Source organism: Arthrospiribacter ruber (assembly GCF_019343195.1).
Lineage (GTDB): Bacteria > Bacteroidota > Bacteroidia > Cytophagales > Cyclobacteriaceae > Arthrospiribacter > Arthrospiribacter ruber.
Genome location: NZ_RPHB01000008.1, coordinates 273,135 through 294,197, shown reverse-complemented (window position 1 = coordinate 294,197; position 21,063 = coordinate 273,135). Strand labels below are relative to the sequence as shown.

Annotated in this window: 17 protein-coding genes; 15 read left to right on the top strand and 2 right to left on the bottom strand. The window is 40.1% G+C overall.

Annotated features, from left to right (window positions below):
• The first annotated feature begins 5 nt into the window (after positions 1-5).
• The 3 genes from EGN73_RS17440 (at position 6) to EGN73_RS17430 (ending at position 2,122) form a co-directional block, all read left to right on the top strand.
• Positions 6-1,364, top strand: a complete 1,359-nt coding sequence (locus EGN73_RS17440; protein ID WP_219292801.1) for a PepSY-associated TM helix domain-containing protein — start codon at positions 6-8, stop codon at positions 1,362-1,364.
• Between the two features lies 1 nt (position 1,365).
• Positions 1,366-1,638 (top strand): hypothetical protein, encoded by a 273-nt coding sequence (locus EGN73_RS17435; RefSeq protein ID WP_219292799.1) that lies wholly within the window; start codon positions 1,366-1,368, stop codon positions 1,636-1,638.
• A 157-nt stretch (positions 1,639-1,795) separates the two neighbouring features.
• The gene (locus EGN73_RS17430; RefSeq protein WP_219292797.1) at positions 1,796-2,122 is read left to right on the top strand and encodes a DUF6686 family protein; all 327 of its coding nucleotides are present in this window, start codon (positions 1,796-1,798) and stop codon (positions 2,120-2,122) included.
• A 181-nt stretch (positions 2,123-2,303) separates the two neighbouring features.
• Here EGN73_RS17430 and EGN73_RS17425 read toward each other — a convergent pair whose 3' ends face one another.
• Positions 2,304-3,320 (bottom strand): helix-turn-helix transcriptional regulator, encoded by a 1,017-nt coding sequence (locus EGN73_RS17425; protein WP_219292795.1) that lies wholly within the window; start codon positions 3,318-3,320, stop codon positions 2,304-2,306.
• Positions 3,321-3,434: 114 nt separating this feature from the next.
• Here EGN73_RS17425 and EGN73_RS17420 point away from each other — a divergent pair, with 114 nt between their 5' ends.
• From EGN73_RS17420 to EGN73_RS17410, 3 genes are read left to right on the top strand one after another with little or no spacing between them, the layout of a single operon-like run.
• The gene (locus EGN73_RS17420) at positions 3,435-6,494 is read left to right on the top strand and encodes a SusC/RagA family TonB-linked outer membrane protein (RefSeq protein WP_219292793.1); all 3,060 of its coding nucleotides are present in this window, start codon (positions 3,435-3,437) and stop codon (positions 6,492-6,494) included.
• Between the two features lie 24 nt (positions 6,495-6,518).
• Positions 6,519-8,027 carry a SusD/RagB family nutrient-binding outer membrane lipoprotein gene (locus EGN73_RS17415; protein WP_219292791.1) on the top strand — a complete coding sequence of 503 codons (1,509 nt, stop codon included), beginning with the start codon at positions 6,519-6,521 and terminating at the stop codon, positions 8,025-8,027.
• Between the two features lie 50 nt (positions 8,028-8,077).
• Positions 8,078-9,364, top strand: a complete 1,287-nt coding sequence (locus EGN73_RS17410) for a PepSY-associated TM helix domain-containing protein (RefSeq protein ID WP_219292789.1) — start codon at positions 8,078-8,080, stop codon at positions 9,362-9,364.
• Between the two features lie 197 nt (positions 9,365-9,561).
• Here the strand turns inward: EGN73_RS17410 and EGN73_RS17405 are convergent, their stop codons facing one another.
• Positions 9,562-9,801 carry a hypothetical protein gene (locus EGN73_RS17405; protein WP_219292787.1) on the bottom strand — a complete coding sequence of 80 codons (240 nt, stop codon included), beginning with the start codon at positions 9,799-9,801 and terminating at the stop codon, positions 9,562-9,564.
• 467 nt (positions 9,802-10,268) lie between these two features.
• Here EGN73_RS17405 and EGN73_RS17400 point away from each other — a divergent pair, with 467 nt between their 5' ends.
• The 9 genes from EGN73_RS17400 to EGN73_RS17360 all read left to right on the top strand — a co-directional run bounded on the left by EGN73_RS17400 (position 10,269) and on the right by EGN73_RS17360 (position 21,037).
• Complete coding sequence (locus EGN73_RS17400; RefSeq protein WP_246611645.1) at positions 10,269-10,724, top strand: JAB domain-containing protein; 456 nt, start codon at positions 10,269-10,271, stop codon at positions 10,722-10,724.
• Between the two features lie 936 nt (positions 10,725-11,660).
• Positions 11,661-14,069 carry a TonB-dependent receptor gene (locus EGN73_RS17395; protein ID WP_219292785.1) on the top strand — a complete coding sequence of 803 codons (2,409 nt, stop codon included), beginning with the start codon at positions 11,661-11,663 and terminating at the stop codon, positions 14,067-14,069.
• A 4-nt stretch (positions 14,070-14,073) separates the two neighbouring features.
• The gene (locus EGN73_RS17390) at positions 14,074-15,234 is read left to right on the top strand and encodes a PepSY-associated TM helix domain-containing protein (protein WP_219292783.1); all 1,161 of its coding nucleotides are present in this window, start codon (positions 14,074-14,076) and stop codon (positions 15,232-15,234) included.
• Between the two features lie 337 nt (positions 15,235-15,571).
• Positions 15,572-15,898, top strand: coding sequence for a DUF6686 family protein (locus EGN73_RS17385; protein ID WP_219292781.1), 327 nt, complete (start codon positions 15,572-15,574; stop codon positions 15,896-15,898).
• Positions 15,899-15,958: 60 nt separating this feature from the next.
• Complete coding sequence (locus EGN73_RS17380) at positions 15,959-16,285, top strand: hypothetical protein (RefSeq protein ID WP_219292779.1); 327 nt, start codon at positions 15,959-15,961, stop codon at positions 16,283-16,285.
• 44 nt (positions 16,286-16,329) lie between these two features.
• Positions 16,330-17,001 (top strand): class I SAM-dependent methyltransferase, encoded by a 672-nt coding sequence (locus tag EGN73_RS17375; protein WP_219292777.1) that lies wholly within the window; start codon positions 16,330-16,332, stop codon positions 16,999-17,001.
• Between the two features lie 197 nt (positions 17,002-17,198).
• Positions 17,199-17,723 carry an RNA polymerase sigma-70 factor gene (locus EGN73_RS17370; RefSeq protein WP_219292775.1) on the top strand — a complete coding sequence of 175 codons (525 nt, stop codon included), beginning with the start codon at positions 17,199-17,201 and terminating at the stop codon, positions 17,721-17,723.
• A gap of 206 nt (positions 17,724-17,929) precedes the next feature.
• Positions 17,930-18,580: a hypothetical protein gene (locus EGN73_RS17365; RefSeq protein WP_219292773.1), complete on the top strand. Its 651-nt coding sequence runs from the start codon at positions 17,930-17,932 to the stop codon at positions 18,578-18,580.
• Positions 18,581-21,037 (top strand): TonB-dependent receptor, encoded by a 2,457-nt coding sequence (locus EGN73_RS17360; protein ID WP_219292771.1) that lies wholly within the window; start codon positions 18,581-18,583, stop codon positions 21,035-21,037.
• Positions 21,038-21,063 lie beyond the last annotated feature (26 nt).

Sequence of the window (21,063 nt, the reverse complement as noted above, 5' to 3'; positions counted from 1 at the left end):
TGAAAATGATTAAAAATAAAACTTTATGGCGAATTCATAACTGGACCGGCCTATATGTTGGTATAGTCATTGGTATTTTAAGCATTTCAGGTGCAGTAGCGATTTTTATTCCCGAAATAGAGGATTTTTTGGATCATTCCTACCAATTGCCTTCTTCCCAATCAGGGGAGAAGGCATCTTTTGTATTCAAAACTGTAGAAGAAGGTTCTCTACCAGAAGAATTTTCTAAGTTCAGTCTTTTGGGCATTTATCCTGGTCAAACTCCTGAAGATCCATGGGTGTATGATTATTATTATTCAGGTGAAAAATATGAATCTGAGCGTTACAAGGTTTTCGTGGATCCTTCTACTGGGGATTATCTGGGGAGGAAAGATCAATTAAACTCAGTCCCCAACTACCTCAGACAGGTTCATGTACGATTGATGGATGGCTGGTATGGTCGTCAATTGGTCGGTTTGGCAGGCATAGGTCTCTTGGTTATATCTATTACAGGTTTGTTGATTTATGGTAATTTTATGAAAAGCCAAGTGTTTGGAGCCATCAGAAATCAAAAAGGAATCCGAGTCATTATGGCTGACTGGCATAAATTAATTGGAATCGCAGCCCTGCTTTTCAATCTGATGATTGCCATCACAGGGGGCTGGCTTGGCTTGCAACCCAAATTGATGACATGGACAGATATGAAAGTGCCCAATCACTATCAAAGATCAGAAAAACCCTTAGAGGCCTCACAGGACGAAGCGTTAAACTTTGACCTGAATGCTTTGATGGGAAAACTCAATACCGAATTCCCGGACTTTAAACCAGTGATGATTATTCCTTCCTCAAACGGATACAATACCATTGAAATAAGAGGAGATTATGTAGGAACTTTGTACGAGCCCCACATTCATAAAATAGTCCTGGACAAAACAGATCTTCAAACGCTTTTTGCTTATGACGGTCGAAAACAGAATTTTTGGCATAAACTCTATTTCATCCAGGAAGGCCTTCACTTTGGTCGGTATGCCGGCCTGATAACAAAAATCCTGTATTTTATCCTGGGTCTGACTTCGGGTTTCCTATCTCTTACCGGTTTTATAATTTATCTGAAAAGAAAAGAAGCTAAGACAGTTTTCAAATCCACTGTCATGAAAACTGTTTTTGTCTATTCTGTATCTATTCTGGTATTCTTGATTCTGATGGGATGGGCTGTGACCTTCTTTGGATACGTATGGGTGGCTACGGTGATTACGCCTAGTGTATACATTTTCCTGATAGGATTTATTGTTTATCACCTCTTCCGATGGCGTAAAAGGCGAAGAAGTATAATCAATGAGAAAATACAAAAAAATAAGTCCAAAATAACAGCAAGACAATTGTGAAATGGGAAGCGTGAAGAAAAAGAAGAATTATTTTGAGTCTATCCTTATACCATTATGCTGCTCTCTGCTATTGGTATTTGTACTCAGTATGGTATATGTACTGGATTTCATGGTACTCGAAGTCGCCCTTCCAAATCTCTATATCAAGGGGGGGGTAGCGGTTTTATTAACAGTTTTGATGTTGTTAGCTATCAAGAAAAGGCAGATAGTTTTAGGATATGGAGTGGTTTTGATTGCATGCATCGGCATGCTTTGGTTTTTTATTCATGGTTGAAAACACAGCTGAAAAATAAAGACCTAAAATCAAAAGATAAAAGTACAAATTCATAAAGATATCAAGTCCTGGATCCGGAAATATTGGTTTTGTGAATAGGGTTTATTTGTAACTGAAGCAATTCCGGATTCCAGGCACTAATTTAAACTGAATGATTATGAAAAACTGTGAAAGTGTTCTTTTGGCTGAAATGCCCAACAGCAATGTGGTCAAATGCCTTGAATCCGGTTGTGTAAGATGGTATTTTAACAATCTGATGGTTACATTTCTGGAAGAGGATTTTCTTGTTTTCAGTAAATCCTTTCAAACCATAGATTTTAATATAAAAAGTTGGCAAACAGAAGAAGGTGGAAGATTTATAGTGATCAATACTTGCCATCAAAGTATCCAGTTTGTCATTAAAGAATATGAACATAGACAACTTTCCGAGCTATTCGAGAAAGCCAGAACTGAGTTGGAAATACTTCAAATTTTAAACGGTTGATTTTTTGATTGTCTCGGGGAGGGTTAATGACATATGGCCCTCCCCCTTATTTTTAAAAACCAGACCTTGACTTACATGCTTCCCTGCAAGCCAATCATTGATGGGATATGTCAATATGAATTTCTTGGAAATACTCAGGGGAGGCAAGCAGGTAGAAGGTTTCAGGCTTTTGTAACTCCAATCAGAAACTATTGGATTCCCTGTAAGCCTTGGGCAACATTCCGAAGCACTTTTTAAAAGCACTGCTGAAGTGTGTGGCATGACTGTATCCAAAATATTCCGCTATGTCAGCTATAGGTTTCTTTGAAGAAGCAAGCAATTCTCTGGCTTTTTCCATTTTAAATTCATGTAAATAGTTATAGGCAGTTTTGCCAAAATGCAGTTTAAAATGTTTCTTTAAGTTGAATTCATTGGTACCTACCAACAAGGCCAACTCCTTTAATCCCGGAGGATTACTGAAGTTTTCAAGTAGAATGGATTTTGCCAGTTCCATTTTTTCGATGTCTTCCGGCTTTAAGAACTGAGCAGTTGTAGGATAAGAGTCCTTTTCTTCCAAACTATCCATCAAAAGGATAAATGCTTCTTTGATCTTAATCTCCACATAATGCGCTAAAAAACAGCCTGCATACTTTTTGGAAACAAAATGCAACAGCAATTGCCGAAGCTCAGGACTGACCAAAATACCTTTCTCTGAAATTAACCTTGGTTCATTGCCTGAAATATCTCTTAGAAGTGTTCCAAGGCCAAGAAAGATCTTTGAAAAATGCTTTTGGATGTAATCTATATGGATGTTGACAACCAAAGTTTCAAATACTTCTTCTCCTTCATACTCCACCCGGATTTCCTGATCGCCATAGAAAATCATATTGGCCATACCCGACGAAAGACTGTAAATAAGCTTGCCGGTTTTGTTGTTGAAATAATTAAGATGGCCTGCCAGACAAAAACTTAGCTGTATGTAGTTTTTCTGTGACAGCACATGGATGGCGTAAGGTCTGTGATCTGGTATCATCTTGGCATGACAATAATAAATCGCATCCGATAAATACTCAGCCCCTTGGATACCCGGAAACTCCAGATTCCTCAAAATTACTTTTGGATGGGAAACACCTTCAGTACCCAATTGCTGAAAAATTCCTTCTTCTTGATCTAAAAGACGACTGAATAATTTTACGCCACTTTTTCCCTTTACCGTCATTTTAATTCCTTATAGCGTCATTGATACACCGTACCTGAGCTTAGATTTGCAGCACAAACTTAATTCTTTTTTAGACTAAGTCTAAATAACAGTAGTGAAAATTATCTGAAGCCCATGAAAAAAATTGTACTTATTGTTTGTGTTTTATTTGCGTCAACCCAAACGAATGCCCAGCATTTTCATGCCTCTGGGACCGTCATAGAAGATTATTCTAAAAACCCTCTGCCGGGTGCTACCATACAGATCAAAGACAGACCGACGACTGCTGTAACTGATCAGGACGGAAAATTCAGGATGTATGCCAACCCAGGAGATGTGTTGATCATTAGATTTATCGGATTTTTGTCAAAAGAAGTCATCGTCCCGGAAGCAGAAGAGGAGCTGATCATTTACCTGAAGGAAAATGCCACTTTGCTGTCTGAAGTAGAGGTGGTCGGGGCGCTGGGCATAAGTCGATCGGCCAAAGAACTGGGCTCCTCATCCAAGATCGTGGAGTCTGAGGAGTTGAATCAGGGCAAAGTAGTCAACCCGATATTCGGATTGTCAGGAAAGGTTGCCGGCTTAAGGATCAACATGTATGACAGTAAAGTAGATCCTGCAGCCCAGGTGGTACTTAGAGGCAATAGATCACTTCAAAGAAGCTCTGGAATTGATGGCAGAAACCCCAATGAACCCATCTATGTGGTGGATGGTGTCCCGATTCCTGATATCTCCAGACTCAACCCCAATGACATAGAAAGCATCACCGTATTAAAAGGTGCCAATGCTGCAGCCCTGTATGGCTCGGAAGGTGTCAATGGTGCGCTTATGATCACTACAAAGAGAGGAACCAAGGGAAAAGGTCAGGTAAGGGTAAGCAATACCACTACATTTTCCAATGTTTACCTCTTGCCTGAGGCCCAGACTGTTTATGGTCAGGGTAACAATGGAGTCTACAGTCCGGTAACTTTTGAATCCTGGGGGCCTGCTTTTGATGGTAGCATGCAGCCCTTTGGAACCCCCCTGCCTGATGGTACACAGCCCATGGTATTATTTGCCGCACCTGAAAGAGACAATAGATTGAACCTTTTTCAACAGGGCCTGAATCTGCAGAATGATGTGTCTTTTTCAGGTGGAGATGATATCAGTACCTATTTTCTCTCCGCACAACACGTCAGACAAACGGGAATCATACCGGATGATAAGAATGAAAGGGTGAACCTTAGGTTTAACGGATCCAGAAATTTTGGTAAACTCCGGACTTCCTATAACATCAACTTCATCAACAACAGGAAGGATGTAACCCCAGATGGACCCTGGATAAGTGCTTACAGGTTTCCGGCCAATTTTGATTATGACCTGATCAGAAACTGGCAGGATCCCAATTCCCCAGGTAATCCCAACAATTACTTTATTCCGAACGGCTCCTGGCTGAGAAACCCCTATTTTCTGATAGACAATATCCGTCAGACCAATCAGCAGCAAATCCTCAATGGGAAAATTGAATTCAGCTACCAGGTGACACCTTGGATGGAAATCCTTTACAGGGCAGGAATGTATGCCTCCATGGATGAAATCAGAAATACTACAAATAAATATGAAGCTCCCGGAACCAGAAATACGCCCGGGTCTGTCAATGATCAGAGCCTCACCTACAGAAGGTTCAACAGTGATTTGATCATGAGTATTAAAAAGGATATAGGCACGGTAAGCAATCGCCTGCTGATCGGACATAACCTCAGAACTGATTATAGAAAACAACACAACGTAGCAGCGACAAACCTCCTATATACCGATATTTTCAACCAAAGTAGCCGGGTAGGTGAATTGACCGGAGGCTCCTCTCTATCAGAACAGCGTTCATTGGCTGTATATGCCGAGTATGTGGCTGGATACAAAGACCTCCTTTACCTTACTTTTACCGGAAGAAACGATTGGATCTCTACCTTAAGCAAGGAAAACAGGTCCTTTTTCTATCCCGGTATAAGTGCCTCATTTATAGCTTCCGAAGCCATTCCGGCCATTAGACAACAGAGGAAAATATCTTATACTAAGCTCTATGCCTCATGGAACAAAACAGGGAATGTAACCTTATCCCCATATCAGCTTAATAATCCTTATAGCCAGCTGAACGGCTTTCCCTTTGGGAATACCGTAGGCTTCTTGCCGGGACTGACCAATCCTAACCCGGGAATTTTACCTGAATTTGTAACTTCCTATGAATTGGGATTGCAGGTAGGACTTTTCAATCACAGGCTATACCTGGATGCTGCCTATGTTTATACCGACTCTGATGGGCAGATTTCCAATGCCAATGTGTCAAGGGCTACCGGTTATAATGCCATGCTGGTCAATTCAGGAAGGGTGACCAATAACATCATAGAGCTTACCCTAAGTGGAGATGTGGTCAGAAACATGGAATGGACCTGGAACATGGGATTCAATTTCACCTACACCAATAATATGGTTAGGGAACTCTACGGAGGAGCAGACTTTAGACAGAACTTTAGACAGTCCTATGCATTTGTAGGACATCAGTTTCCCACTTTGTGGGTAAGTGACTACCAAAGAGACCCACAGGGTAGGGTAGTGGTGGACGCAGAGACCGGAGATCCCCTTGTCGCTGAGGAGAATGTGATTCTAGGACCAATGGTCCCCCCATACATCTTCGGATTAAGTACCCAAGTCAACTATAAAGGCTTCACCCTGGCGGCCCAGTTTGAATCAAGACTTGGTGGTTGGTTCTACTCAGAGACTGTTCCGCCTATGTATGAATTTGGGACACATCCCATCACTGCCCAGTATGGAAGAGAAGCATTTGTTTGGCCCAATTCAGTCATTGAGGTTTCTCCCGGGGAATATGTTGAAAACACCGAACTGCTTACTTCAGGTGGAGGTAAGGAGTTCTGGACCAGGCAGGGGGCTGTACAGAGCAACACTGCGGCCAAAGCCGATTTCTTTAAGCTACGTGAGCTAAATTTGAGCTATAGCCTTCCCCCGGCTGTGGTGGACAGAATGGGCTTCCTCTCAGAAGCAAGTTTGGGCCTTGTCGCGACCAACCTGTTTATCATTCGCCACAAAGACAATAATATCGGAGATCCTGAATACCTATACAACAATACCGATGGGTACTACAGCTTTAGACAGTTACCGCCCATGAGAACTTATGGTATGACTTTCCTGGCCAGCTTCTAAACCATCCACTTTATTTGAATCGCTATGAAAAATATACACAACATTATCTTGTCATTTGTCTTGTTGACCGGGCTGGTTGCCTGTGATACATTTTTGGATGTGAACTCCAATCCAAACAGCCCAATAGCTGAAAACTTGCCCCTGAGTGCCAAATTGCCGGGAGCTCTGGTCTCAACGGTCAATCAGGAGAGCCTTCAGTTGAACTCTATGGGTGCTTTCTGGGCGGGGTATTGGGGGACCAACAATGAAGGGATCAACCAGTTTTTTGACCTGAAAACATACAATGGACTCAATATCAGAAGCCAAAGAGAAGGCATACCGGTTTGGGAAAATGGATTCAACAACATACTGTTCTTCAAACTGATTGAAGAGGAAGCCCTGGAAAGTGGGCAGTTTTTCTATTCCGGAGTTTCCAAAATTATGCAGGGATGGCTGTTTCTTAGGTTGGTAGATGTGTACAACAACATTCCTTTTGATGAGGCCGCTCAGGGAAACAACATTCTAAATCCCAAATATGAAGCAGGACAGGAGGTGTATAAAAAATCCCTGGAACTGATCAGCCTAGGTATTGAGGAAGTGAAAATGTCCGGAATTTTACCACAGACCCATGGAGATATTCTTTTTGAAGGGGATAAGGAATTGTGGGCGAAATTTGGAAATACAGTTAAGCTCAGGGCATTGGTTAGACAAAGCCAACAAGGGGATCATGCTTACATCCAAAATGAAATTCTAAAAATATCCAATGAAGGAAGTGGGTTTTTGGACATTGGGGAAAGTGCAACCGTAAACCCTGGATACCTGAACACTGCGGGGAAATTAAATCCTTTCTGGGCAGCTTACTACCGCGATGTGCAGGGAAACACCCTGCTGAATTACCAAATCATCAGACCGACCACATTTTTGCTCGAACAATATTCCCGTTTACAGGATCCCCGCATTTCTCAGCTTTACTTGCCTGTAAACGGATCCTATAAAGGAGTGCTTTTTGGAAATATGGACGGGGGAAATGCACAGTATGACAGAGATTCAACGTCTGCTTTTTTAGGGCCTGTGGAAAATGGGGGACAAGCTACGGGCCTATTTCACAATTGGAACCAGTCCAGTATGATGTTGAGCGATTTTGAAAGTCTGTTTTTGCAGGCTGAGGCGTCCCATAGAGGGTGGATACAGTCAGATACCGAGACGTTGTACAAAAATGCCATTGCCCAATCATTTGATTACCTGAAGGTACCTATTGAAAAATTGGAAGAATACTACTCCCAGCAAACAGTATCACTTGCCTCAGCCAATGAGCCCTTGAGAAATATCATTCTACAGAAATGGCTTGCACTGAACAGTATCAACAGCTTTGAAGCATGGTCTGATTTCAGAAGATTGGGAATTCCTGAAATCCCGGGAACAGTGGCAAGCGGGGTGACAGGAAGACCTCAAAGGCTGATGTATCCTGAGACAGAAATAGGGACTAACAACCAACAGGTACAGGCTCAGGGGAGTGATGACATGACCAGGGGTAAAATCTGGTGGATGCCTTAGGCATACTACAATAACATGATTCAATGACAACAGCAGCAAAACTGAAACCCATGGAAAAAGCAAATAACTCTTACTGGCTTAAAACAAGAAAATTCTTCAACGATATCCACCTCTGGGCAGGTCTTATCAGTGGATTGGTGGTATTTGTGGTCTGCTTAACAGGAACAATATATGTCTACAACTCAGAAATCCGGGAGCTGGGGGCGAACCATTTGTACAAAGTGGACTATCAGAAAGGCCTGGGAAAAATTACTCCTGAATCAGCCATTGAAAAGGTCAGGCAACAAAGTCAAGGGGCAGTGACCACCATCCTGATTGAGGAAAGCAAAAAAAGGCCCTATCAGATTACCGTAAGAGAAGAAGGTTCTCAAAGTAGATTTGGAACCATCTATTATGTAGATCCTTATAAGGGGACAATTCTTGGAAATAGCAATGAGCACAACAGCGCAGCAGAATTTATGGGCTACCTTTTTAGCCTCCACAGGTGGCTCTTGCTGGATAAAATTGAAAACCCACTCATAGGGGAGCTTTCTAACAGAACACTTGGGAGTTATATAACAGGGGCAGCTACCATTCTTTTTACTCTGGGAGTGATTACCGGCATGGTGATCTGGTTTCCCCAGAGGGTGAGGAATTTCAGACAAGGACTCAAGGTTAAGTTTGGTAAAAGCTGGAAGAGAACCAACCATGACCTTCACAATACCCTTGCCTTCTATTCCTGTATCATATTGTTTCTGATGGGGGTAACAGGTCCGTTTTGGTCGTATCCCTGGTACAGAGAAGGACTTCAAAAAACTTTGGGAACCTACAAGCCAAGAGTAGAACAGGGACCCGGACAGGGACCTGGCCCCGGTAACCCATCCGCCGGTCAGGGAAGAAGAGGCCAACAGGCGCCTTCCACTGGAAAAGAATCAGAATTACCCCTGTCAATTTTTGAGTACATCAGCAGTGCCGATGCAGTGTTGGATTACCCTGGAAATTATAGGATATCCCTTCCACAAGGAGGAGGCAAAAACCTGAACATTCAAAAATCAAAAATTGGATTTTTTGCCCCTGCTGCTTCGGATAGAGTAGTCCTTGATATGGAAACAGCTGACCTAACAGAGAAGGATATTTTCAGAGAAAAGCCTTTCAATGTCAGGGTTTCAAGTTCCATAAAGGCCCTACATGTTGGAGATGTTTATGGACAGTTCAGTAAATTGCTATATTTTCTTTCCTGCCTGATTGCAACCAGTCTTCCCGTGACAGGAACACTGATCTGGATCAATAAGTTAAAAAAGAAAAGGGCAAGGAAAAAAGTCCGGCCTGTTTCCCAAATTAAAACCATGAAAATTTAATAGGAACCTATGTTATTACTTTTGTGGATTGGGAGTTGTAAGTTTTGCCCGGTATTATCCCTCACACAAATAACTTAGAATTAGCCTTTTATTTAAATTAGTTCAAGGTAAAACCTTTTGTATATGCCAGAAAGAAATCAAACTTGAACAGGGTTCATGTATCTATATGCGATAACTTTGATAGCATGTCATAGCGTTCATTTTAACAGGAGCTGTATCCCATGATATTCCAGCTCTTTTAATTTCATCCCCGCAAGCAGCAATTGATCCGTTTCTATGCACTTCCTGATTTCTTCCATAAGCTTTAAGAGTGACTTTCCTTTATTGATCCGCTCAAAGGGAAAGGGATCCGGATTGGATGAAATGATGCTTTCCAGCTTTTTATTGACCTGTATTTCTTTTTCATCCATAAGGGTAAGAATTTCGAAAATATCCATTGTTGATATTATTGACTTTTTTGTGTCTATATTTTAAACATTATTTTTTATCCAGGGAAGTAGTCATACAGAATTTTTAAAAATTTCAATTATTTACTTCCGGCCTTTTGAAAGCCAAATATAGGAGTCCTGAAACCACACATGGCTGATGGGTTTTCTGAAGGGAGCAAGGGACTACGGCATAAATAGGAAAGGTATACCGAACAGGATTTATTCCGTTCCACCTTGCTTTCAGTGGTTTGCAGACTCCTGGGGGAGGGGCTAAACAAAAGCTCTAGGGCAAGGAGTGAAAAGTCTGCAACAATATCATAGCTACTTCCAGAAACATCCTCAGAGAAGAAACTGAAATCCTTTACACCAAAGGAAGATCAGCCCTTTCCGATTTTCACCTGATTGCTGCAATAGGTGGGATTACCTCAGAACAGGCAAAGGCAATACTGGCAGCTGAAAACTACAGTCTGGCAGCTTTGGCCAAATACTCCCTACATGACTGGATGAAGGTAGGAGGTATTGGTGAAGCCAAAGCAACGGCATTGGTACTGGCTTTTGAAATGGGAAGGAGAAGAATAAGGGAGCCCGAACAAAAGAAGATGAAGATATGCTCCTCTACGGATATCTACCAGATGATGAAAACAGACCTCTTGGATGAACTGGTGGAACACTTCTATATCATACTTCTGAACAGAAAAAATCAGGTCATCAGAAAAGTAAGGATCAGCACAGGTGGAACATGCGGCACCATCGCAGATCCCAAAGTGATCTTTAAACATGCTTTGGAAAACCAGAGCTGCTCGATGATCCTGGTCCACAACCATCCCTCAGGAAACTTGAAACCCTCAGAGCAGGACAGAAGACTGACCAGGAAACTCTCTGAGGCAGGGAAGCACCTGGCATCATCGTGCTGGATCATATCATCTTTATAGACTGTGCCTATTTCAGCTTTGCAGATGAAGGCATGATGTAGAGGAAAGGGGAGGGGGACCTCCTTTTTTGCCTGAATCTTCTAAAAGTGATTTGTTGAGCTTTGCGGTCCTAAAACAAATATCTAACTCTCCGTACCTTCCAATCCAAAGACTTTTATTCCTATTTCGTTAAATTTCTTACACAGCCAGCCTTCTCCATAACCTACATCAAAAACCGGTTGGGAATTTATGTTTTTAATTGCTCAAGAATGGTAGGTTTACTTACCTCTCCTGAAGGAATACCTTTGTTGTCAATAATCTTAACCTATTGGTATGCATTTTCCAGCCAAGTACTTAAAATCAGTTTTTTAAATCTTACTCTGGTAAGGCTCATTACAATGATCCAAATTTTGTTTTCCTTCCAAAAAAACATTCTATACATCATGTAGTCAGATTGAATATATTTTTCAGATCACTTATTATTGACCCTATTTAATTGCTTATAAACTTGGAGAAAAATGTTAATAATTTTCTCATAAATAGAAATCAAGATTCATAATAATTGTAATATTTCCTCATACAATTCCTTGAGCATCTTTTCCTGGCTTACCAGTTCCATCAACAAAAACTTAAGCGACATTAGGTTTATGCCAATTTTCTATATTTTGCGGAACTCAGAGCTGATCAATCTTCTTGTCATTTTGCTTATGGAATTTTGCAGGCCTTTTGTCAAACTTCAAACTGAACTTTCTAGCCATAATAATATATGCTTATTGAGGATTTATACCTTAACCTTTTATCAATTTACTAAAGACTTTTTTTCAAACTATCAGTAGAACCAACTAAAAATTTATTTCTGAAATCCCATAGAAAAAATCAATTTAGAATTAATCTAAATAAATTTGATTTTTAAATCTAGAACCTCATTTTTGTATTGTTTTTAATTAATCTAAATAAATGAAAAAGATATACTCAATTATTTACCCCATAATGGCTCTAATGTTGGCCTTTGGAACCAATGCAGTAGCTCAACAGGGCAATATTTCCGGAAGGGTATTGGATTCTGGTACGAAAAACCCAGTGCCCTTTGCCTATGTGTTTCTTTTTGACCACGATTCGGAGAAAGAAGTGGCTAAAACTTTTTCTGATGAAAATGGGAGGTTTTTTTTAGAGAGGGTTCCTTTTGGGAAATTTGATCTAAAACTGACCGAAGTGGGTCATGAGCATCTATTTGTTCAAGGCATAGAACTAAATGAAGACAAGCAAAGGCTCGAACTGGGAAATATTTCCATGCAAAATCCGGGCAGGCAACTTTCAGAGGTTATGGTGTCAGCCTCTATTGGAATAACAGAAATTAGTCCTCAGAAGACCGTGTTTTCCGCTAAGGACCTCCCAGTGGCACAGGGAGGTACTGCCGGGGACATTCTGAAACTTATGCCTTCTGTAGGGATGGGGGGACCTCCAGGTATTCCTAGGGATGTACGTTATAGGGGATTGGAAAAGTCCTATACCTTGGTTTTGATCAATGGCAGGAATTCCGGAATCCAGGGTAACAGTAGGGAAACGCTCATCAATCAGATTCCCGCCACTGCTGTGGAGCGCATTGAGATCATTTCCAATCCAGGCCCACAGTATGATGCGGATGGCATCAGTGGTATAGTGAATATAATTCTGAAAAAAGATGCGCAATTTGGCACACATGGAAACATAGGAGCATTTTATGACAACCGGGGCGGATACAATCTTTCAGCTTCCCTTTCACATAAAGTAGGAAATGTGGATCTGTATACCCATTTTGATAGAAATCAGTTTTTTTTCAGGGATAATTCCCTAATGGTAGAGACAGAAGAGCAGATACAATATAGGGAAGGTGAAATAAATGGATTTAGGAAAGTAGATGCTACAGAATACAGGGATCTGCTTTCACAAAATTTCAAAACAGGAGCAAAATTTTATCCAACCAAAAGGTCTGTAATAGGTGCAGAATATCTCTATGGCAGCCAATGGGAAAACCGGATCAAAAATACTGATACCAGAAACCTTAGGGCAGACGAGTCTTTTAACAACAGGACTTTGAGGGTAGAGGATAGGATTGAAGACCTTGCATTTCACCAATTTGGGTTGGACTATCTCCTGAATTTCAAAAACAGTGGCTATTTGGAAGTGTTTGGTAATTATGTGTATTCCCCGCAAATCAAGGAAAGGGACCAAATTGACCAAAGGGTTTCCGAGTCTGGAGAACACTTAAACAATCAGCCAAGTATCCAGAGAAACAATGAGAGTTTTAATGACAACAATTTCTTTTTTCAGGCGATGGTCTTTAAGCCGATATCTAAGAACCTCAATTTCAGATCAGGTTATAAACTGTTTAATAGGTCAAGGAACTCAGCCCAGCTAATTGAGCGATTTGACTATGTGGAAAACATATTTCTACCTGAATCTGATGGGAGAAATAATTTCGATTACCATGAAACGATTCATTCCATATTTGTAAACAATGAATTCAATCTCAATAAATTAAGAGCTGAAATCGGATACCGGCATGAATATGTGAACTACGCTTCTCTTGCGACCCTGACTGATGATGAAGTGGTTTCTTCTTATCACATGCCTTTGCCTACAATCAATGCCTTTTACAATATTGACACCACTCAATTTGTGAAATTTTCATTTGGCAGGAGGATCAGAAGACCCAATATGAACCAATTGAATCCTTTCGAGGACAATTCTGATCCTTCCAAAATCAAAGCCGGAAATCCAGATCTGCTTCCGGAATTCGCTTGGGCCTATGAGATAGGCTACATGAAGAATTTCAAATTGTTAAATATTGGGACCAACCTGTTCAGAAGGGATTTGACCAATGTGATTCAAAAAGTAATCACTGATGTAGAACCTGGGGTGGTAATGGAACGAGATGAAAACATTGGTGAAGCCTATATCCAGGGGATTGAAATATTGGCTGCCATCCAGCCTTTGAAGTGGTTAAATATCAACACCAACTATTCAAGGTTTGCTTCAGCGATAAAAGGAGAAGATCAGGATGGCGCACTGCAGGATCAATTTGCCTGGTCATTTAAATTCATCGGAGATTTGGTTTTTGACAAACCCGGGATATTTATACAAGCCGCATATAACGCTGTAGGGCCGAAAATAGCTTTTGACAGGACTGAAAACACCATCGCATTTTGGGACTTTGCCGCTTCCAAAAGCCTGTTCAAAGGAAGATCCAGCCTAAATGTAAGACTTGTAGACGCTTTTGCAACCAACCGCAAAATAAGAACTGAGACCACAGCTGCCCAGGTTCGTAACAGGGTACAGGAAGCTCCGGGAAGATTAGTCAGTGTTGGTTTGAATTACAGTTTTTAATCACATGGGTAAGGTCAAGGAACTATTTGGGAAAATTCACCTGTGGCTGGGATTGGTTAGTGGTGCGGTTGTATTTCTGGTCAGTGTTACAGGTTGCCTTTATGTATTCGAAGAGGAAATCCGTTCCTTCCAATACCAAGACCGCTATGAATTGGGCCATATTCCCGATTCTCAAAAACTTTCCGTTGGAACCCTTTCAGAAATTGTCTTTAAGTCTGCGGTAGGGGCTGAAGTGAAAAAAATTGATTGGTATCCCGAGGCTAACAGAAATTATACTGTACATCTTGAGGAAGGGAGGCGGGCCTATATAAATCCTTATGATGGGAATATGAGTGATGTCCACGATCCGGATTGGCTTTGGTATGTAGAAAAGCTGCACACTTCACTATTGCTTGGAGAATTTGGAAAATGGGTTATCAGGATCAATATCCTGGTATTTTTAATCCTGCTATTAACTGGCATTTACCTATGGTGGCCTGCCAAAAAAGCCAGGAGAAAACAGGCATTCTCCCTGAAAACAAACGGGTCATTCAAAAGGCTAAATTATGATCTGCACAGTGTACTTGGGTTCTACGGTTTGTTGGTTTTGTTGGTGATTACACTTACCGGCATGTGGTGGTCATTCGATTGGTACAAACAAACAGTCTTTGGATTACTGGGAGAGAAGTACGAAAAACCAAATCCAGTAATGATCGATGATTTGAATTCAAGTTTGGATTGGAAAAATAAACAGGTTCTGGACGAGGTTTTTGAAACCTCAATGTTACGCTATCCAGGAGCTAAAACAGCCCACATCGAAAAAGGAAAAAATATTGGACTTGCCTCCAGAATCCGGTTGGAATATCCATCAGGACTATATAAGAAAAGAAATGAGATTTTCTATCATCCAGCAAAAGGTGAGATTGTTGAGACGAGGCTTTATAAAGACTATACAGCGGGTGAAATCTATAAACATGCCAATTATGAAATTCATACAGGTAGGGGCTTTGGCATTCTTGGGAAAATTATAGCATTTATGGCCAGCCTTTTGGCCGCTTCTTTACCTGTCAGTGGATTTTATATCTGGTACGGAAGGACGTACAAGAAACGAAAAAAGCTACCCACTTCAAAAGCCCGTGAAGGTTTAAGAATTGTAATCAACAAGCTAGAATTGGCCAATGAATAGGGTTATCGGATGCATTATTCATTTGAAAGGTTTTCAAGCTTTCCAATTTGAATGCAAGAATTCTGAAAAGTACGTTGGTTTGACTAGTGGATAAGAGGGACTCACTTTGACCATTGGATTAATAAGTAAGTCCAAAGCCTCAACACTTGGCATGATTGAACACAGAGGAATCTGAATTGTGAATTTGAGGATGAACGAAAAAACCCTTATTGGTCAGATAGATGGTAATCATAAAAATATTTAAAGTCCTGGATCCGGAGCTATTGGTTTTATAAATAGGGTTTATTTGTAACTGAAGCAATTCCGGATTCCAGGCACTAATTTAAACTGAAAGATTATGAAAAACTCTGAAAGTGTTCTTTTGGCTGAAATGCCCAACAGCAATGTGGTCAAATGCCTTGAATCCGGTTGTGTAAGATGGTATTTTAACAATCTGATGGTTACATTTCTGGAAGAGGATTTTCTTGTTTTCAGTAAATCCTTTCAAACCATAGATTTTAATATAAAAAGTTGGCAAACAGAAGAAGGTGGAAGATTTATAGTGATCAATACTTGCCATCAAAGTATCCAGTTTGTCATTAAAGAATATGAACATAGACAACTTTCCGAGCTATTCGAGAAAGCCAGAACTGAGTTGGAAATACTTCAAATTTTAAACGGTTGATTTTTTGATTGTCTCGGGGAGGGTTAATGACATATGGCCCTCCCCATAATTTAAAAACTTATGGATTGTAATTGTCAAATTTTGGTAGAGACTGACGCCTATCTCAGTACATATTGTGATACCTGTAGTTGTGTTCAGATTCAGGATGGGATTTATGTCTTTGGTTTTACTATTCCTGCTCTGAAGGAATGGGGCAATCAAATTCTTAACCTTGATTACGATAAGCACTGTAAATGCGAAGGAGAGTTTAACTATTTGACCATCTATTCTTACATCCACCATTATGAATTTCACTTTTTCAGGGAACAGTTTGAGGAATTCCAGGATTTGATCGGGCAGACACTTTTGCTATTGGAAGTAAAAGATTTGGTCAATAAAGAGTTATAGGTTACCGAATTGGTTCAAGAGAACCAAAATATGAACAATTCAAAATGAAAAATATAGAAATCTTTGAAAATGAGAGGGCATCAAATTATGACGGATTTGTCTCTATTTGGATACCCGGATATGATTATTTCTTAAATCAATTTCCCAAGATTCTTCCCCATTTTGATCCGAAAAGTATTTTGGTAGCAGGCTGTGGTACTGGAAATGAAATCATTGAAATGATAAAATCGGGAAAGGGATGGGAAATTACAGGAATAGATCCTTCTCCGGAAATGATCAGTCAAGCAAAAGGTAAGCTTCAATCAAACCCTAATGTTCAACTATTGGAAGGGGAGGTGAGCGATTTGCCTGATTCCGAACAATTTGATACGGCTACTTTATTCCTAGTGCTTCACTTTCTAAAAGATGATGGGGGAAAATTAAATTTATTAAAGGAAATAGGTAGGCGAATGAAAACTGGATCACCCATATTTCTCCTGGATATTACAGGCAGTAAAAGTATGATTCGAAAGAACTTGAAGCTGTTAAAATATCATTTGCCCATTGAATTAGATAAAGAAATCATTCAAAAACGACTTGAGAGAATAGAAAATGACCTTCATTATGTTACAGAAAAACGGCTGAAAAAATTACTGGAATTGGCAGGATTTAAAAACCCAACCCGATTTTACCAATCTACCATTTATCAGGGTTGGGTCGCACTCAAATCTTCTTGATTTTTATAATTGGGTTTTTTTAGGTAATTCTTTTGAAGCTGCCACGTTCCATCAAATTGAAGGGTATTGCAATCTTTACTATGCTATTCTTTTTTCAATAGATAATTACTATTTAGATTTAATCTAAATAATTTTTAAAATCCATTTTCATCGTGCAACTTTGTGTCAAGTAACTTTAATATAAATATTTACATTAAGTGGCTGACTTCAATTTTCTCGATATAAAAACTTTAAAAGGCTTCGAAAATGCCTACAGGCAATATGCCTCAAAAGTATATGCGGTATGCAGAAGTCAGATCAAAAGCAGGGAGATTGCAGAGGAAATCGTGCAGGATATTTTTCGTTCCCTTTGGGAAAGGAGAAATAAAATTGACCTTCGCGAACCTCTTGAACATTATCTGATAAGGTCAGCCAAATTAAAAGTAATAGATTATTTCAGACAAAAACAGCGGGACCAAAAGCACTTAGCCTGCGCCATGCAGGAATATTGCCTTTCAGAAAACTGTACCGAAGATACCCTTGCTTTCAATGAATTGCATCAACAAATTTCTGAGCTTGTGGATATGTTGCCCTGTCATTGCAGAGAAGTCTACAAACTAAGCAGAGAAGAAGGCCTTTCCAACAAGGAAATTGCAGAAAGGCTAGATATATCCTTGAAAACTGTTGAATATCATATGGGTAAGGCTTTACGTTTTTTAAAAGATAGTTTACAAATAGGATAATCTTAATTGGTATTGATTTGGCACCTGTTTTCCAAAGGCCAAATTAGTCTAGCCCGTTTATTCTTTATCATTCTATTTCTTTTTTGTAGGTATGATAAAGTACAATTCACAATTCCCTATAAAAAAACTATTTCAATTTTTTCCATTTTCCCACTAGGGTTATTGTCACCTCGTTCGACTACCTAATAAAAAAACCCTGATAAACTATGGACTTCAACCCATTATTAATCAAAAAATATATAGAAGGTACATGTACTCCAGTAGAAAAAGAATTAGTAGAACTTTGGCTGGATGATATCGAAGTACCAGAAATGGATTTATATGCGGAGGAATTTTCTCAAGCCGAAGGAAGGATGTGGGAAAGCATTCGGCAAGAACTCCCTTCTAAAAGCAAAAGCATTTTCAAAATAAATATCCCCTTTTTAAGGTATTCGGTTGCCGCAAGTCTTGGTGGAATTTTGGTTTTGACAGGATATTTAATTTTTCAGCAAAAGCTTAACAACTTAAATAATCCAGAATTAATTGGTCCAGGTAGCTTAACCTATAAAGCTAGCCCCTTTGGGAGCATTTATGAAGTAAGCGAAGTTTCACCAGAACGCAATAAGCTTGTATTTGAAGGTGAAATATTGATCAATAATAAAACTGCATCTGGAAAGGAAGTCCAATTAATTTCGGGTAGATCGGCAACTTCCACCAATACCCAAATAGTTACTATTCAACAAGGCAAGAAATACGCTGCCTTAAACCATCAAGCAGGCACAGATGAACTTATTGTATGTGATCTGGAAGGATACCTTCATGACCTTCCTCCTGCTGTGTATCATAAAGTTCAACAAATCAGAAAATTTAATTTATAAATGCCATCTAAATTTTCTCTTGCCCTGTTGGCTTTGGTATTTTGCTTTTCATCCCATGCGATAAAAGCCCAACAAAATAACTTTAATCCTGAAAGTGAAATCAGAGGAGTTGTTTATGATAAAAATGGAGTTTCCATTCCCGGAATCTCAGTAATGGTTATTGGGACTTCCAAAGGGACCGCAACTGATTCAGAGGGTAGTTTTGTCATAAGCAGCATTAAGCCCGGAGAATACATCCTTGTGGTTTCTGGAGTAGGCTTTGTAAAGGAGCAACGAAAAGTTATGATCTTTAAGGGAGAGAGTCTCAGTCTGGATTTTCGGCTAGAAGAGGATACCCAACAGCTTACCGAAGTGTCGGTTCAGGGGAAATCCATTGCCACTGAAATCAAGGAAAGAGGATTCAGTGTAGAAGCAATCGAAACCAAATCCATTCGAACCCAAACAGTAGAATTAAATCGAGTTCTTGATAGAACTGCTGGTATAAGGGTCCGACAATCTGGCGGTATAGGGTCGGATTTCCAATTTATGATCAATGGTCTTTCAGGCCGGTCCATCCGTTTTTTTATCGATGGAATTCCTATGGATTATTTTGGGTCATCCTATTCCATCAATAATTTTCCGGTCTCCCTATTGAGTAGGATAGAAGTTTATAAAGGAGTAGTTCCGGTAAGTCTGGGTTCGGATGCTCTTGGGGGAGCAGTAAATATGGTTACAAGAAACGATGTGAAAGATCATTTGGAATTTTCTTATTCCCATGGATCATTCAATACCCATATGGCTACCGTGTACGGCCAATGGGTAGAACCAAACACAAATTTTACTGCACGTATTTCAGGATTTTACAATTACTCCGAGAACAATTACAAAGTCTGGGGACCTGGGGTCACTTTTGCCGATGAATCCACCGGATTCAGACCTGTTGAATTTACAAAAGACAATCCAGCAGAAAGATTTAATGATGACTTCCGAACCGCCAATGTGAAAGCTGATATCGGATTTACAGATAAAAAATGGGCAAACCAGTTTTTTTTGGGAACTATAATTTCAGACCTTGACCGTGGTATACAGACAGGGCAGACCATGGCTTTCGTTTATGGAGATGCCCGCTACAGGGAAAAGACAATTATTCCATACCTGAGTTATCAGAAAAGCGATTTAGGGAAAAAGGGCTTGGATGTCAATGTGTTTTCGGCATATTCTATCAAAGAAGGCATCAATGTGGATACATCCCGAAATGTCTTTGATTGGAGAGGAGAAATAATTACAAGAAGAGGAAATGGTGGAGAACTGAGTCAGGGAAGAGGGAGGAGTCTTTTTACCCTTTTTGAAAACGCATGGGTCAATAGGGTCAATGCTACCTACACCATCAACGACAAACATGCAATAGGGATCAACTATGTGATGAACAATGTTGTCCGAAATGGAAAGGATGAGTTTCAGCCTTGGTACAGAACATCTTTTCTCGAACCTCAATCCCTTCAGACACAAGTGGGTGGAGTAAGTTGGCAGACGAAACTTTTTAATGACAAATTTATATCTGATTTGTTTGCTAAGTATTACGGTTTCTCCGCTGAGGTTAATGAATCATTCCTTACAACAAATTCACAGGGTGAACAGCAATATATCAACCGTGTAATCGATAGTAGTACCGATAATCTTGGCCTCGGTTATGCTGTATCCTACAGGCTTTCCGACCAGATTTTATTAAAATCTTCTATAGAAAGGAGTACCAGGCTTCCTACCACAGTAGAAACTTTAGGCGATGGACTTACAATTCAAAGCAATCCCAATATCCGTCCAGAGCAGAGTTTGAACTTCAATTTGGGTGGTATTTGGAAAGAGAGGATCAATGATGCTCAGAACCTTAAAATTGGTTTGAGTGGCTTTTTACGCGATACAGAAGATTTGCTTCTCTTTACCATAACCGCTTCTAACGGGAACGGTATTTTTCAAAATGTGTCTTCAACCTTTGGTAAAGGACTAGAATTGGAAATGGGATTTAACCAAAAAGTTCGGAAGCATGATTTTGAGTTCACAGCGAATAGCACCTTTCTGGATATGAGAAATACCCAAAGGTGGGATGCAGAAAATCCCGCAGTCCCCAATGCCGTATTCGGAGACAGATTGCGCAACACTCCCTATTTTATGGCCAATGCAGGGTTAAGATATACAGGAGAAGATGTTTTTAAAGATGCTGGTAAACTTACTGCCTATTGGCAGGTGGGCTATGTACATGAGTTTTTTCTAAACTGGCCAAGTCTCGGTGCTGCCAACCAAAAGGCCGTCATCCCTTCCCAACTGGCAAATGATGTTGGGATAGGTTACCAATTCCCAAAGGAAAAAGTAGCACTTGCTTTTGATGTCTTTAATCTATTTAACCAGCAGCTGTACGACAACTTCATGCTTCAAAAGCCTGGAAGAGCCCTGTTTATAAAATTAACTTATAGAATTATTTAAACTATTGAAAAATCATAATAAAGCAA

Bases quoted from the DNA above. Each gene is read 5' to 3' on its own strand.
- EGN73_RS17415 (WP_219292791.1), top strand. From the start codon at position 6,519: ATGAAAAATATACACAACATTATCTTGTCATTTGTCTTGTTGACCGGG.
- EGN73_RS17405 (WP_219292787.1), bottom strand. From the start codon at position 9,801: ATGGATATTTTCGAAATTCTTACCCTTATGGATGAAAAAGAAATACAG.
- EGN73_RS17375 (WP_219292777.1), top strand. From the start codon at position 16,330: ATGAAAAATATAGAAATCTTTGAAAATGAGAGGGCATCAAATTATGAC.
- EGN73_RS17440 (WP_219292801.1), top strand. From the start codon at position 6: ATGATTAAAAATAAAACTTTATGGCGAATTCATAACTGGACCGGCCTA.
- EGN73_RS17425 (WP_219292795.1), bottom strand. From the start codon at position 3,320: ATGACGGTAAAGGGAAAAAGTGGCGTAAAATTATTCAGTCGTCTTTTA.
- EGN73_RS17380 (WP_219292779.1), top strand. From the start codon at position 15,959: ATGGATTGTAATTGTCAAATTTTGGTAGAGACTGACGCCTATCTCAGT.
- EGN73_RS17430 (WP_219292797.1), top strand. From the start codon at position 1,796: ATGAAAAACTGTGAAAGTGTTCTTTTGGCTGAAATGCCCAACAGCAAT.
- EGN73_RS17360 (WP_219292771.1), top strand. From the start codon at position 18,581: ATGCCATCTAAATTTTCTCTTGCCCTGTTGGCTTTGGTATTTTGCTTT.
- EGN73_RS17435 (WP_219292799.1), top strand. From the start codon at position 1,366: ATGGGAAGCGTGAAGAAAAAGAAGAATTATTTTGAGTCTATCCTTATA.
- EGN73_RS17410 (WP_219292789.1), top strand. From the start codon at position 8,078: ATGGAAAAAGCAAATAACTCTTACTGGCTTAAAACAAGAAAATTCTTC.
- EGN73_RS17420 (WP_219292793.1), top strand. From the start codon at position 3,435: ATGAAAAAAATTGTACTTATTGTTTGTGTTTTATTTGCGTCAACCCAA.
- EGN73_RS17365 (WP_219292773.1), top strand. From the start codon at position 17,930: ATGGACTTCAACCCATTATTAATCAAAAAATATATAGAAGGTACATGT.
- EGN73_RS17390 (WP_219292783.1), top strand. From the start codon at position 14,074: ATGGGTAAGGTCAAGGAACTATTTGGGAAAATTCACCTGTGGCTGGGA.
- EGN73_RS17395 (WP_219292785.1), top strand. From the start codon at position 11,661: ATGAAAAAGATATACTCAATTATTTACCCCATAATGGCTCTAATGTTG.
- EGN73_RS17385 (WP_219292781.1), top strand. From the start codon at position 15,572: ATGAAAAACTCTGAAAGTGTTCTTTTGGCTGAAATGCCCAACAGCAAT.